This is a genomic window from Phyllobacterium sp. 0TCS1.6A (genome assembly GCF_026420825.1).
Lineage (GTDB): Bacteria > Pseudomonadota > Alphaproteobacteria > Rhizobiales > Rhizobiaceae > Phyllobacterium.
Map to the genome: position 1 here is coordinate 702,663 of NZ_JAPMAB010000002.1, position 13,771 is coordinate 716,433.

At 61.3% G+C, this 13,771-nt stretch carries 11 protein-coding genes and 1 pseudogene; 10 read left to right on the forward strand and 2 right to left on the reverse strand.

Features of this window, described 5'->3' with window-relative positions; genetic code table 11:
* The first annotated feature begins 280 nt into the window (after positions 1-280).
* Together OSJ75_RS07535 and OSJ75_RS07540 are read left to right on the forward strand one after the other, a co-directional pair.
* Positions 281-799: a DUF992 domain-containing protein gene (locus tag OSJ75_RS07535; RefSeq protein ID WP_250019000.1), complete on the forward strand. Its 519-nt coding sequence runs from the start codon at positions 281-283 to the stop codon at positions 797-799.
* Positions 800-946: 147 nt separating this feature from the next.
* Positions 947-1,516 carry a DUF922 domain-containing Zn-dependent protease gene (locus OSJ75_RS07540; protein WP_267227510.1) on the forward strand — a complete coding sequence of 190 codons (570 nt, stop codon included), beginning with the start codon at positions 947-949 and terminating at the stop codon, positions 1,514-1,516.
* 25 nt (positions 1,517-1,541) lie between these two features.
* Here OSJ75_RS07540 and OSJ75_RS07545 read toward each other — a convergent pair.
* Positions 1,542-2,177 (reverse strand): annotated as a pseudogene (locus tag OSJ75_RS07545) (protein-L-isoaspartate(D-aspartate) O-methyltransferase); the annotation flags it as partial.
* 241 nt (positions 2,178-2,418) lie between these two features.
* Here OSJ75_RS07545 and OSJ75_RS07550 point away from each other — a divergent pair.
* From OSJ75_RS07550 to OSJ75_RS07585, 8 genes are all read left to right on the forward strand, one after another.
* Positions 2,419-3,402 (forward strand): hypothetical protein, encoded by a 984-nt coding sequence (locus tag OSJ75_RS07550; RefSeq protein ID WP_323748351.1) that lies wholly within the window; start codon positions 2,419-2,421, stop codon positions 3,400-3,402.
* Positions 3,403-3,537: 135 nt separating this feature from the next.
* Complete coding sequence (locus OSJ75_RS07555) at positions 3,538-4,458, forward strand: bifunctional helix-turn-helix transcriptional regulator/GNAT family N-acetyltransferase (protein ID WP_267227411.1); 921 nt, start codon at positions 3,538-3,540, stop codon at positions 4,456-4,458.
* A gap of 268 nt (positions 4,459-4,726) precedes the next feature.
* Entirely contained in the window at positions 4,727-4,816 is a 90-nt protein-coding gene (locus OSJ75_RS07560) for a K(+)-transporting ATPase subunit F (protein WP_250018997.1), read from the forward strand.
* A 39-nt stretch (positions 4,817-4,855) separates the two neighbouring features.
* On the forward strand, positions 4,856-6,559 hold the full coding sequence (gene kdpA / locus OSJ75_RS07565; RefSeq protein WP_267227412.1) for a potassium-transporting ATPase subunit KdpA: 1,704 nt from the start codon (positions 4,856-4,858) through the stop codon (positions 6,557-6,559).
* 100 nt (positions 6,560-6,659) lie between these two features.
* On the forward strand, positions 6,660-8,723 hold the full coding sequence (kdpB, locus tag OSJ75_RS07570) for a potassium-transporting ATPase subunit KdpB (RefSeq protein WP_267227413.1): 2,064 nt from the start codon (positions 6,660-6,662) through the stop codon (positions 8,721-8,723).
* A gap of 12 nt (positions 8,724-8,735) precedes the next feature.
* Entirely contained in the window at positions 8,736-9,296 is a 561-nt protein-coding gene (gene kdpC, locus OSJ75_RS07575; protein ID WP_267227414.1) for a potassium-transporting ATPase subunit KdpC, read from the forward strand.
* 52 nt (positions 9,297-9,348) lie between these two features.
* On the forward strand, positions 9,349-12,057 hold the full coding sequence (locus OSJ75_RS07580) for a sensor histidine kinase (protein ID WP_267234707.1): 2,709 nt from the start codon (positions 9,349-9,351) through the stop codon (positions 12,055-12,057).
* The gene (locus OSJ75_RS07585) at positions 12,054-12,749 is read left to right on the forward strand and encodes a response regulator transcription factor (RefSeq protein ID WP_267227416.1); all 696 of its coding nucleotides are present in this window, start codon (positions 12,054-12,056) and stop codon (positions 12,747-12,749) included. The genes OSJ75_RS07580 and OSJ75_RS07585 overlap by 4 nt, the downstream gene beginning before the upstream one ends.
* 10 nt (positions 12,750-12,759) lie before the next feature.
* On the opposite strand, the gene OSJ75_RS07590 is transcribed toward OSJ75_RS07585, so the two are convergent.
* Complete coding sequence (locus tag OSJ75_RS07590; RefSeq protein ID WP_267227417.1) at positions 12,760-13,770, reverse strand: HlyD family secretion protein; 1,011 nt, start codon at positions 13,768-13,770, stop codon at positions 12,760-12,762.
* Between the last annotated feature and the right edge of the window lies 1 nt (position 13,771).

Consider the following 13,771-nt stretch of genomic DNA (forward strand, 5'->3'; position numbering starts at 1 on the left):
GAAATTTGCCGAGACCCGGTGTGGCGGAACGACAACAGCTCCGCCGCGTTATGGTGATGTCGCATGCCTGCTGGCTTCGAAATGGTGCGACGGGGGTTCGGCGCCCTTAAAATGTCCCAAAGTGGACCGAACGCTGCCCCGTCTGTCCTGCGCAATTCGGACAGCCTCTGCCAATCAGGCTTCGGCACGGTGACGTCGTACGCGACGGAGTCCGGGCTGCCGTGGTTGGGGCGGCGAAATGTTAGCGGCGCATAGGTCACGACTGTAGAAGGAGAGAATTATGAAGAAGACTCTTGCGATGGCGCTTGCTGCTGCGTCTCTCGCCGTTATCGGTGGAACGGCTGCGAAGGCTGCCGACGTGCCGGTATATCGGGAGGAGCCTGACGAGCGTAATGGCGTCAGGATCGGCTATCTCGATTGCGCCATCGGTGGTGGTGTGGGCTATGTCCTGGGTTCGGCCAAGGAGGTCGATTGCGTTTTCCGTTCCACCATGGGCGGCGAGCGCGTGGATCATTACAGCGGTGCGATCAGGAAGCTGGGTGTCGACCTTGGCTTCACGACGCGTAGCCGCCTGATCTGGGCAGTCTTCGCCCCGACCGCGGGCTACCACCATGGCTCGCTCAGTGGGCTCTATCGGGGCGCCACTGCCGAGGCGACCGTTGGTGCCGGCGTTGGCACCAATGTCCTGTTCGGCGGAACCTCCGGATCGATCCATCTGCAGGCGATCAGCCTTACCGGCCAGCTTGGTCTCAATCTGGCGGCAACCGGCACATCGATGACGTTGGCTTCCACCAACTGAGTACACTATCCCGGCCACCCCTCCGTCATGGCGGGGTGGCCGTTCCATCATTCCCGCCATTGCCCCTGTGCAGCAAGTCAGGCATGTTCCGGCGACGACCAATGCGGAACGGAATGGCCTGTGGTGAAATATCTAATTGCTGGCTTGATGGCCCTCATCCTCGCCGCGTCGTCGCAATCGGCAAGCGCCGACTGGCAAGCGGTGGAAAAGATCGATCCCTATCTCATTTCCGGCACGACGCCGCCAGAACTCTACGCTTCGATCGGCGACAAGGGTCCGAAGCTCCTCGGCACGTCGAGCGCCATAGCACATACCAATTTCAAGCTGACCTGGACGCGGAAATATCAGGCGACGGATGCAGGCTGCAGCATCGTGGTTGCCAGGCCAAAGCTGATCATAACCTACACGCTGCCCAAACCTTCGCAGAAGCTCCCGCCCGACACGCAGCGCCGCTGGGATCGCTTCATTACCGGAGTCGAAGCGCATGAGCGCGTGCATGGCGACATGATCAAGGACCTGGTACGAAAGATAGAAGCCGTCAGCCTTGGCATGACGGTGCCGGACGACCCGAAGTGCAGCAAGATCAGGGCGCAGCTGACGCAGCGGCTGGCGCAACTATCCCAGGAACAGCGCCAGCGCAGCCGGGATTTCGATCGCCTGGAAATGAGTAGTGGCGGCAATATTCATCAGCTGATCCTCCAGCTTCTCAATCCGTAGAACCAATCCTGCGTTTACCGGCTCACTCTCCCCATCCTTCCACGCCGATCAGCGGCACGAAAGCCACGGCTCCAAGGTCCTCCTCGTCATATTCCGTTTCGTTTATCCGCGTGATTCGCCGCAGCCGCTGCTGGAAATCGCTTGGCCCGACGGGAATGACGAGGCGCCCGCCAAATGCCAGCTGGCGCTCGAGCGATGCCGGAGGCTCCGGCGCACCGGCGGTGACGAGTATGGCGTCGAAGGGTGCCGCCTCGGGCCATCCGAGAGTGCCGTCACCGGTTCGGTAGGAAATATTGCCGTAATGAAGGTCCTCAAGGCGTCGCCGCGCCGTTTCGAGGAGTTGTTCGTGCCGCTCGATGGTGAAGACCTGCCGCACGATCCGGCTCAGGACCGCTGCGGAGTAGCCGGAGCCGGTACCTATCTCCAGCACGCAGTTGCCGCGTTCCAGTTCCGCCGCCTCAAGCATCAGGGCGACGATGTAGGGCTGCGATATGGTCTGCCCACTGCCGATCGGCAGGGGACCGTCCTCATAGGCTTCCTCCTCGAACCCGCTTTCCACGAAAGCCTCGCGCGGCACTTCGCGCAGGGCCGCCAGTATCGCCGGAGACCCGATGCCGCGCCGTTCGATCTGCTCTCGCACCATCCTCAGGCGCAATTCCATCGCACGTTCCGGGCTGATCGCACCGTTTCTGCCAGGGTTTTTCATGGCGATGACCTCCCAGGAACGGGCAACGCGCCGCCGCCGCCGAGGGTTCCGAGAGTGGCTGAAACAGGCGCGCCGGCATGAAATGCCAGGACGCGTCGATGCTGGCGAAGGCAGATTTCCATTGACCCGGAATGACGAATGGAATGTACTGCCAGTTGCATGGTTGAGAATATTCAACCACTTGAGGGAGCGAAGCATGTCGATGATCCGAAATCTTTTATATGCTGGTGTGCTGGCTTCGGCATCCTTTGCCGTTGCGCCGGCCTATGCCTTGACCGCCAAGGAATGCAGCGTGAAGTACCAGGCTGCCAAGGAGGCGGGAACGCTTGGCGACTTGAAATGGAACGATTTCCGCAAGGCTGAATGCGCCTCGGACGATTCGCCTGCAGCCAGCACCAAGGCAACAGCTACAAAGCCGAAAACGACGGCAGCCGCCAATGATGATGATGGCGGCGGCCTCAGCATGAAAGAGTGCAGTGCCAAGTACCAGGCAGCAAAAAGCGCGGGTACGCTGGGCGGCATGAAGTGGAATGATTTCCGCAAGGCGCAATGCGCCGCGGGAACGGCGGCTGCGCCGGTGACGAAGACCAAGACGGCGAAGTCTCAAGCCAATGACAATGACGATGCGGGCGGTGGCCTGACGATGAAGGAGTGCAGCGCCAAGTACCAGGCGGCAAAGAGTGCAGGTACGCTTGGCGGCATGAAGTGGAACGATTTCCGCAAGGCCCAATGCGCCGCGGGTGCGTCGACTACAGCGGCCACGGCCGACAATGACGATGACAATTCGGGCGGCGGCCTGACCATGAAGGAGTGCAGCGCCAAGTACCAGGCGGCAAAGAGTGCCGGTACGCTTGGCGGTCTGAAGTGGAATGATTTCCGCAAGGCACAATGCTCTGCGGGCGCAACGGCTGCCAATGATGACGATGATTCGGCGCCAACCGTGGATAATGCCACCTATACGGATGATCCGCCCGCGCCCACGAGCGGGGCTCCGCGCGGCGTGGCTTTCCCGAGCGCCGTTGCTACCAAATACTCGACCGAAAGCCCGGGCAAGGCCCGGATGCATACCTGCCTCGACCAATATTATGCCAACAAGCAGAGAAATTCGCTTGGCGGCCTGAAATGGATACAAAAGGGCGGAGGATATTACAGCCTCTGCAATTCGCGGCTGAAAAGCTGATCAAAGCAGGAAAAACGGGCCGGTTTCGGCCCGTTTTTTTTGCGCGCTCGCCATATGTCAGGACGAAAGTGAATCACCTTGCCTCCGGACAGGCTCACGGTTAGAGTGTTGTCACTGACAACATAGGGTGTGGCCATGGACGCCGTAGCAGAATTCCGCAGCTTCAATCGTTTCTATACCAATGAGATCGGCCTGCTGGACAAGCACCTGCTGGCCAGCAATTTCTCCCTTGCCGAAGCGCGTGTTCTCTATGAACTCGCCCAGGGCGGGAAGCAGACGGCCGCCGCGATCGGTCGGACGCTGAAGATGGACAAGGCGCATCTCAGCCGCATCGTCGCGCGGTTCGAAGCCCGCGGCATCGTGAATGTGAGCACCAGTCCCGAACATGGCCGGCAGCGGCTGATTTCGTTGTCGGCCGCGGGGAGGGCGGCATTTTCCGCGTTGGACGAGGGATCGCAGGAACAGATCGCGGCCATGCTCCTGCCGCTCGACGATGTTGCGCAGAACCAGCTGGTCGCATCAATGCGGCAGATCAGGAAGCTGATCGGCCGTGACGACGCGGATGCGGAGCGCGTATCCTTCAGAAGCCTCCGGCCGGGCGATTGCGGCTGGATCATTCATCGCCAGACTGTGCTCTACCACACCGAATATGGCTGGGACTGGACCTATGAAGGGCTGGTCGCCGACATTCTCTCCCGCTTCATCGCCAATTACGATCCGGTCCGCGAGGATGGCTGGGTCGCCGAATATGACGGAGACGTCGTCGGATCGGTGTTCCTGATGCAAACCGCGGTCCCTTCGGTCGCAAAGCTTCGTCTGCTCTATGTCGAGCCCAGCGCGCGTGGACTTGGTATTGGCCGCAAGCTCGTCGGCAGGTGCATCGAAAGGGCGAGGCAGTTGGATTATGACCGACTGCAGCTCTGGACCAATGACGTGCTGGTATCGGCGCGCAGGATCTATCAGGCTGCCGGGTTCGAACTGGTCGGCGAGGAGAAGCATCACTCCTTCGGCAAGGACCTTGTCGGGCAGACCTGGGAACTGGCATTGAAGCCTTGATCGGCCGAACTCCGGCTGAAATTCCTATAGGATTTTTATTTCCGAACGGGGTCCATCATCTCGAATTCCTATGCGCATCGGGCGCATTATCCATCCTATCGGCGGCATGGCTACGAGCCTGCCGCCGTTTCATCCGTGCCGAAATGAAAGGCACGAGAAAAGGAGATGTCCCGATGGAGATACTCGTGCTCGCGATCGGTATTTTGTTTTTCATGCTCGCCTTGGCCTACGTCAAGATCTGCGAAATTCTCTAGGCGAAGGACGAGCCATGACCCTCGACTATATGCTTGGCGGCGCCGTGACGCTGCTCCTCATCGCCTATCTCACTTACGCCCTTATCCGCCCCGAGCGCTTCTGACGCGCTTGTGCAGGCCGAAGGCACTTCGAAAGCACTTCCATGACTCTCAATGGCTGGATCCAGATTCTCGTATTTTGCGGGATCATTGTCGTCCTTGTTAAACCCCTCGGCTGGTACATGACCCGCGTGTTCCAGGGCGAGAGGACCTTCCTTACCCCGGTGCTCCTGCCCGTGGAGCGCGCCTTCTACCGTATTGCCGGCACCGATGAGCGGGAAGAGCAGCACTGGACCACCTACACGGCGGCCATGCTGTTCTTCAGCCTCGCCGGACTGCTCCTGCTCTATCTGCTCCAGCGGCTGCAGGGTTCGCTGCCGCTCAATCCAGCGGGAATGAGCGCTGTCGAGCCGACGCTGGCGTTCAACACTGCCGTAAGCTTCGTCTCCAATACGAACTGGCAGAGCTATGGCGGCGAAAGCACCATGTCCTATCTGGTTCAGATGGCTGGGCTGACGGTGCAGAATTTCGTTTCCGCAGCCACCGGCATTGCGATCGCGATAGCGCTCATACGTGGCTTTTCGAGGACTTCCGGCAAATGCGTCGGCAATTTCTGGGTCGATCTGACGAGAAGCGTGCTTTATGTGCTGCTTCCGCTCTGTATCGTCCTCACGCTCGCCTATGTCTATATCGGCGTGCCGCAGACGCTCGGGAGCTATGTCGAGGCGACGACGCTCGAAGGTGCGAAACAGACCATGGCCATCGGGCCCGTTGCGTCCCAATTGGCCATCAAGATGCTCGGCACCAATGGCGGTGGCTTCTTCAACGTCAATTCCGCGCATCCCTTCGAGAATCCGGACGCCATTTCCAATCTCATCCAGATGGTTTCGATCTTCGCGATCGGCGCCGCGTTGACGAATGTGTTTGGCCGCATGGTCGGAAACCAGCGCCAGGGTTGGGCGATCTTCGCCGCCATGGGAACTTTGTTCGTGGTAGGCGTCGCTGCCACCTACTGGAGCGAAGCCGCCGGCAATCCGCTGGTCCATGCGCTAGGGCTCGAAGGCGGCAACATGGAGGGCAAGGAGACCCGTTTCGGCATCGCGTTGTCGGCACTCTTTGCCGTCATTACGACGGCCGCCTCCTGCGGCGCGGTCAATGCCATGCACGACAGTTTCATGGCCATCGGCGGAATGCTGCCACTGATCAACATGATGCTCGGCGAAGTCATCATCGGCGGCGTGGGAGCAGGTCTCTACGGCATGTTGCTCTTCGTCATCATCGCAGTGTTCATTGCCGGCCTCATGGTGGGCAGGACGCCGGAATATCTCGGCAAGAAGATCGAGGCCAAGGAGGTCAAGATGGCCATGCTGGCCGTGCTCTGCCTGCCGCTCGCCATGCTGGGCTTCACTGCCATCAGCAGCGTGCTGCCGGCTGGCGTCTCCTCCATCGCCAATCCCGGCCCGCATGGGTTTTCCGAGATGCTCTACGCGTTCACCTCGGCAGCGGCGAACAATGGCTCGGCATTTGGCGGTCTCAGCGCCAATACCGCCTGGTACAACATCGCCCTTGGGCTAGCCATGCTGATGGGACGATTCCTTGTGATCATCCCGGTCATGGCGATCGCCGGCTCTTTGGTGGTCAAGAAAACGGTTCCCGCATCCATGGGCACCTTCCCCACCCATGGTGGCCTGTTCATCGGCCTGCTGATCGGCGTGGTCGTGGTTATCGGCGGCCTGACATTCTTCCCTGCCTTGGCTGTCGGCCCGATCGTCGAACATCTGGCAATCGGCCTCGGCCAGACGTTCTGAGCGCAGCCATGTCCCCGCTGTCACGAACGGTCAATCGAAGCATGCAAGCCGGAGCGCTTGCCGCCCTTGCATGTCTTCCAATCCATCATTGGAGCTTCCCATGAGCCAGTCCGGTTCTACAAGTCTCATCGACTCGTCCATCCTCGTGCCCGCACTCGCCGGAGCATTCAAGAAACTCAACCCCTTCGTACTGGTCAAGAACCCGGTAATGTTCGTGGTTGCCGTCGTGTCGGCGCTGACGACCGTGCTTTTCGTAAAGGACCTGATCGTCGGCAGCGGTCAAACCGGCTTTTCGCTGCAGATCATCATCTGGCTCTGGTTCACCGTCCTCTTCGCCAATTTCGCCGAGGCGGTGGCCGAAGGGCGCGGCAAGGCACAGGCCAATTCGCTGCGCAAGGCAAAAGCCGATACGCAGGCGAAGCTCCTGAAGAGTGCCGAGGCCGCGGAGTTCACACTGGTGCCCGGCGCCTCGCTGAAGGTGGGCGATATCGTTCTCGTCGAAGCCGGCGACATCATCCCCTCGGACGGCGAGGTGATCGAGGGGATTGCTTCGGTCAACGAGTCGGCGATCACTGGAGAATCCGCGCCCGTCATTCGCGAGTCCGGTGGCGATCGCTCCGCGGTGACAGGTGGGACGCAGGTCCTTTCCGACTGGTTGCGGGTGCGGATCACCGCCGCCGCGGGCGAGACGTTCATCGACCGCATGATCGCGCTCGTCGAGGGAGCGTCGCGGCAGAAGACACCCAACGAGATCGCGTTGAACATCCTCCTTGCCGGCATGACGCTCATCTTCGTGCTCGCCACGGCGACGATACCTGCCTTCGCTGCCTATGCCGGTGGCTCTGTGCCCGTGGTGGTTCTGGTCGCATTGTTCGTCACGCTCATACCGACGACGATCGGTGCGCTTCTCTCCGCCATCGGCATAGCTGGCATGGACCGCCTCATCCAGTTCAACGTGCTTGCCATGTCCGGGCGGGCCGTCGAGGCGGCAGGAGACGTGGATACGCTGCTGCTCGACAAGACCGGAACCATAACGTTCGGCAATCGCCAGGCAACCGAATTGCTGCCCATAAAGGGCGTGACCGAGCGCGAACTGGCGGATGCCGCGCAATTGGCATCGCTCGCCGACGAAACGCCCGAGGGACGCTCCATCGTCGTCCTTGCCAAGGAGAAATACGGAATCCGCGCTCGCGACATGTCGAGCCTGAATGCGGTATTCGTGCCCTTCACCGCCCAAAGCCGGATGAGCGGCGTGGATGTGGAAGGTTCCTGCATCCGCAAGGGCGCCGTCGATGCGGTGCTCGAACATGCGAGCAGTTCCACGGCGTCGTCCCGTCCCGGCGGCGAAGCGGTCAGGGAACTGCAGTCCATCGCCGACAGGATCGCCAAGGGTGGCGGCACGCCGCTCGCCGTGGTGCGGGACGGAAAGCTCCTCGGCATCGTCGGCCTCAAGGATATCGTCAAGGGCGGCATTCGCGAAAGATTTGCCGAACTGCGCCAGATGGGCATCCGCACGGTCATGATCACCGGCGACAATCCGCTGACCGCGGCCGCCATCGCCGCCGAGGCAGGCGTCGACGACTTTCTTGCCCAGGCCACGCCGGAGAACAAGCTGTCGCTCATCCGGGAAGAACAGGCGAAGGGAAAGCTTGTCGCCATGTGCGGCGACGGCACCAATGATGCTCCCGCCCTGGCGCAGGCAGATGTCGGCGTCGCCATGAATACCGGCACCGTCGCGGCTCGGGAAGCGGGCAACATGGTCGATCTCGACAGCGACCCCACCAAGCTCATCGAGATCGTCGGCATAGGCAAGCAGCTGCTCATGACGCGAGGTGCGCTGACAACCTTCTCGATCGCCAATGACATCGCCAAATATTTCGCGATCATTCCTGCGATATTCCTGGCTTTCTACCCGCAACTCGGCGCCCTGAACGTGATGGGCCTTGCGACGCCGCAAAGCGCCATTCTGTCGGCCATCATCTTCAATGCGCTCATCATCATCGCGCTCATTCCGCTCTCGCTCAAAGGCGTGCGGTACCGGGCCGTGGGAGCAGGGGCCCTGCTGCGCCGCAATCTTCTGATCTACGGCATCGGCGGCGTCATCGTTCCCTTCCTCGGCATCAAGGCCATCGACATGGTCATCACCGGCATCGGCCTCGCATAAGGATACTTCGCAATGTTAAAACAGATCAAACCGGCGATCGTCATGACGGTCTTGCTCACAGTGCTCACCGGCCTTGCCTATCCACTCGGAATGACTGGCCTCGCGCAGGCGCTCTTTCCACATCAGGCGAATGGCAGCCTCATTGTCGATCAGGGCGTCGTGACCGGCTCGCATCTCATCGGCCAGAATTTCACCAGCGACAAATATTTCCACGGCCGTCCCTCGGCCGCCGGAACCGGCTATGACGCGGCGGCCTCCAGCGGCTCCAATCTCGGACCGTCCAATGCCAAGCTGATCGACAGGATTTCCGCCGAAGCGGATGCACTGAAGGCCGCCAACGGGCAGGACGATATTCCCGTCGATCTGGTGACGACATCGGCAAGCGGCCTCGATCCGCACATCAGCCCGGAAAGCGCCTATTTCCAGATCGCCCGGGTGGCCAGAGCCCGCGGCCTGGAAGAAGCCGCGCTTCGCCGGCTGGTGGAGGGGAAAATCGAGCAACGGGAGCTCGGCTTTCTGGGCGAGCCCGTCGTCAATGTCCTGGAGTTGAACCGCATGCTGGATGGTCACTGAGCCATCGGCTGGTATATGGTCGGTGCAGTGTGCGGCCATTTGAAAGTTTTCGATGCCAGAACAAAGCCATCAGATGGATCGTAGGCCGAAGCCCGACGCCTTGCTGCAAAATGCAGGCAGCGAGGGGCGGGGACGGCTGAAAATATTCCTCGGCGCGGCGCCCGGTGTCGGCAAGACCTACGAGATGCTGACGGAAGGCAAGTCTGCTCTGGCCGAGGGGCGCGATGTCGTCATTGGAGTTGTGGAAACCCATGGCAGGAAGGAGACCGCGCAGCTTCTGAGCGGCTTCGAGATCGTGGGACGCGCTCCGATCATCTACAAGGGGCATCGTTTCGAGGAAATGGACCTCGACGGCATCATCGCGAGGCGACCGTCACTGGTGCTTGTCGATGAACTCGCCCATACCAATGCGCCCGGCAGCCGCCACCCGAAGCGATACCTCGACGTCGAGGAACTCCTGGCGCGCGGTATCGACGTCTATTCCACGGTCAACATACAGCACGTCGAGAGCCTCGGCGATGTGGTGGAACAGATCACGGGCGTTCGGGTGAGGGAAACGGTGCCGGACACGATCATCGATCGCGCCGACGAAGTGGAAGTGGTCGATCTGACGCCGGCGGACCTGATCAAGAGATTGCATGAGGGCAAGGTCTATGTCCCGTCCAATGCCAAGCGCGCCATAGATAATTACTTCTCGCCCGGCAATCTTACCGCCCTGCGCGAACTGGCATTGCGGCGCACGGCACAGCGCGTCGACGAGCAATTGCTCACCCATATGCAGGCCAATGCCATATCCGGGCCATGGGCAGCCGGCGACAGGGTCCTCATCTGCGTGGACGAGCACGCTTCCAGCGCATCGCTGGTCCGGTACGGCCGGCGCTTTGCCGACCGGTTGCGCGCTCCCTGGGTCGCCGTCCATGTGGACATGGAAGGCTTCCGCGCGCCGTCGGAAGGGTCGGTGGATACCATAGCATCCTGCCTGCGTCTTGCGGAGCAATTGGGCGGCGAGGCGGTGACATTGCTCGGCAAGAATGCAGCCGAGGAAATTGCCCGTTATGCGCGCGACAACAATGTCACCCACATCGTCGCGGGCAAGTCGGAAAAGCCGCGCTGGCGCGAATTCCTCATGGGTTCCGTCTCGCATGACCTGGTGCGCGTCGCCGGCGATATCAGCGTCCACCTGATCTCGGCAAATGATGCCGACCATGCGGCAAGGCCTGCGACGGCGGCCGCAGCGCCGCTCAATGCCAGCATGAAGCTCTCCTCCTACGCTCTGGCGGCAGGCACCGCCCTCGGCGCGCTGCTGTTCGGCCTGTTGCTCTCACGCATACTGGACGTGCGTAACATCGCGCTCGTCTTCCTGATGGCCGTCTTCACCACGGCAGTGCTTGCCGGCCTGTGGCCGGCCTTGTTTGCGTCGGTGCTTGGCGCCTTGCTGTTCAACTTCTTCTTTCTCCAGCCGCTCTATACACTCGACATCGGCGATCCGGAGAGCGTGATCGCCCTTGGTTTCTTCTTCGGTGTCGCCGTGATCGCCAGCAATCTCGCGGCGCGGGTCCAGCGCCAGGCAGCGGCGGCAAGGCAGCGCGCGAGGACGACGGAGGACCTCTACCAGTTCAGCCGGAAACTGGCCGGAACGGGCGTTCTGGACGATGTTCTATGGGCGACGGCCTTCCAGATCGCCTCGATGCTGAAATTGCGCGTGGTGCTGCTTCTGCCCGAAGACGGCACCATCGCGGTGCGCGCGGGCTATCCTCCCGATGATACTTTGGACGATGCCGACATCGCCGCTGCGCGCTGGGCCTGGGAACATGACAGGCCGGCAGGCAGGGGCGCCGATACGCTGCCGGGCGCAAAAAGGCTTTATATCCCGCTGCGCACCGGGCGCGGGGCGGTGGGTGTCATCGGCCTCGACGGTGACCGTAACGGACCATTGCTGACGCCGGACCAGCAGCGGCTGCTCGACGCCCTGGCCGATCAGGCGGCCGTGGCCATCGAGCGCACGGAACTCGCGGCCGAGGCGGACCGGGCCAAGCTCGCTGCGGAATCGGACCGTTTGAGGTCTGCGCTGCTCACTTCGATTTCGCATGACCTGAAGACTCCGCTGGCCGCAGTGCTTGGCGCGGCGGGTACGCTCAAGGATTTCGATGGGGATCTCTCGCGTGAGGCGAAGGCGGAACTCATCACCACGGTGATAGACGAATCCGAGAGATTGAATCGGTTCATCGCCAATCTCCTCGACATGACGAGGATCGAATCCGGAGCGATGCGGCCAAATCTGGCACTGCACTATCCGGGCGACGTGATCGGCTCGACCTTGAACCGCGCCAGGAAGATCACGTCCCGGCATGAACTGGAGGTCGTCCTGCCGCAGGATCTTCCGATGGTGAACATCGATCCGGTCCTGCTCGAACAGGTCCTGTTCAATCTCCTCGACAATGCCGCGAAATATTCCCCTGCGGGCACGACGATCCGCATTCAGGCGTCCGAGGACAGGGAGCATGTAACGCTGCAGATCCTCGATGAAGGCAAGGGCATACCGCAGGCCGATCTTGAGCGGGTTTTCGACATGTTCTATCGCGTCGACAAGGGTGACCGCGTTACCGCCGGCACGGGCCTTGGCCTTGCGATCGCCCGCGGCTTCATAGAGGCGATGAACGGGACGATCGCCGCGACCAGACGGCCGGGTGGCCGCGGCACGGTCTTTACGATCAAGCTGCCGGTTTCGCCGGATTGGAACGAAGTGGAACATGTTTCATGACGAATAGCGCTGTGAAGATACTGGTCGTCGATGACGAACCTCCGATAAGAAGGCTGCTGACCGTCGGGCTTTCGGCGCAGGAATATGTCGTGGTGCAGGCCGCGACGGGAGTAGAGGCCAAGGAGGCGGTCCGCTCCGCCAAGCCCGACCTCATTCTTCTCGATCTCGGCCTGCCCGATATTTCCGGGCAGGAACTGCTCGCCTCGTGGCGTGAGGAGGAACTCGGCGTTCCGATCATCATTCTTTCGAGCCGGACCGACGAAAAAGGCATCGTCGCAGCCCTGGAGATGGGCGCCGATGATTACGTGACCAAGCCTTTCGGCATGAATGAACTGGCGGCGCGGATACGCGTTGCGCTGCGGCACCGGCTCCAGCAGCAGGGCGAAAAGCCGATCTTCGAGGCCGGTGGCCTCGCGGTGGATCTCGTCAAGCGGATCGTCAGGGTCGATGGCAAGGAAGTCAAACTTTCCCCCAAGGAATATGACATCCTGCGGGTATTGGTCCAGCACGCCGGCAAGGCGCTCACCCACCGGTTCCTGCTGGCGCAGGTCTGGGGCGGCTCGACCGATGTGCAATATCTGCGCGTCTATGTCCGGCAGTTGCGGCAGAAGATCGAGAAATATCCGGACCAGCCGCAATATATCCTCACCGAGACGGGTGTCGGCTACCGGTTGCGGGAGGCCGATTCCTGACGCCGGCCCGCTATCGCACCCAGCACCAGCCGAAGACGCAACCCCGGATGACGACTTTCTGGGTTACGGCAAAGGGATGGTCCTCCGGCAACGCGATCCGGATCAGCCGGGATCGGTCGCGCGGCCGCAGCAGGTTCTGAAACTCCGCCGGAAGGGCATCGGCGATCGGCAGCACTCTTTCCACGGTCCCGGTCGAACGGTCGCTGCCGCCATGCACCTCGATTCTCGTGCCTTTGGTAAGCGGAAACAGATACTCGTCAGGCAGATAGGCGAACAAATAGGCCTTTCCTCCATTGATCTGCAGCATTTCATCGCCGAGACGCACGACCTGGCCCGGCACAGGGATCTTGGAACCTACGACGCCCGTCACCGCGGCGACTATCCTGCCATCGCCATAGATCGCCTTCATCTTGCGAACCGCGTCGGACGCAATCTGCTGCGAGGTTTCGACGACCAGAAGCTCTTTTGCGGTGACTTGCGACTCGGCTTGAAGCTGGGCGTATCGTTCCGCAGCCCGGTAATTGGCCGTCAAAGCTTCATCCCTGCGGTTTGCGAGCACAAGTCCCCGCGTCGATACCCGATCGAGACGCAGGATCGCATCATTGCTTTCACGTGCCGAGCGCTCCGCCAGCGGCAACAAGGCCTCGTTCATCGCCAGCTTTCCCTGCAGTTCGCCGGCCCGAACCGCAAGCTCGCTCGTCCGTACCGAAAGTTCGGCGATCTCCTTCACCATGTCGAACGAGGTAAGTTCGAGCAGCGGCGTCCCCTCCGGCACGCTATCGCCCTCGCTCACCAGCACCCTGTCGACGGTGGCAGGATAGCCGGCGGATACGATGTACCGCTCCGCCAGTACAATTCCATCGGCGGACAGGATGAACATGCCGCCGACAAGATAGTTTGCGAGCGAAAGCACCAGTACGCCCAGAATAAGAAGATAGATCGACCTGCTCAGCCGGCCCGATCCCTTTCTTTGCTGCCGATCCAGATTGTCGATGCGCAGGCGCTTGCGGATATACTTCATC

Coding starts and splice junctions, on each gene's coding strand:
- OSJ75_RS07535 (WP_250019000.1), top strand. CDS start 281: ATGAAGAAGACTCTTGCGATGGCGCTTGCTGCTGCGTCTCTCGCCGTT.
- OSJ75_RS07540 (WP_267227510.1), top strand. CDS start 947: ATGGCCCTCATCCTCGCCGCGTCGTCGCAATCGGCAAGCGCCGACTGG.
- OSJ75_RS07550 (WP_323748351.1), top strand. CDS start 2,419: ATGTCGATGATCCGAAATCTTTTATATGCTGGTGTGCTGGCTTCGGCA.
- OSJ75_RS07555 (WP_267227411.1), top strand. CDS start 3,538: ATGGACGCCGTAGCAGAATTCCGCAGCTTCAATCGTTTCTATACCAAT.
- OSJ75_RS07560 (WP_250018997.1), top strand. CDS start 4,727: ATGACCCTCGACTATATGCTTGGCGGCGCCGTGACGCTGCTCCTCATC.
- kdpA (WP_267227412.1), top strand. CDS start 4,856: ATGACTCTCAATGGCTGGATCCAGATTCTCGTATTTTGCGGGATCATT.
- kdpB (WP_267227413.1), top strand. CDS start 6,660: ATGAGCCAGTCCGGTTCTACAAGTCTCATCGACTCGTCCATCCTCGTG.
- kdpC (WP_267227414.1), top strand. CDS start 8,736: ATGTTAAAACAGATCAAACCGGCGATCGTCATGACGGTCTTGCTCACA.
- OSJ75_RS07580 (WP_267234707.1), top strand. CDS start 9,349: ATGCCAGAACAAAGCCATCAGATGGATCGTAGGCCGAAGCCCGACGCC.
- OSJ75_RS07585 (WP_267227416.1), top strand. CDS start 12,054: ATGACGAATAGCGCTGTGAAGATACTGGTCGTCGATGACGAACCTCCG.
- OSJ75_RS07590 (WP_267227417.1), bottom strand. CDS start 13,770: ATGAAGTATATCCGCAAGCGCCTGCGCATCGACAATCTGGATCGGCAG.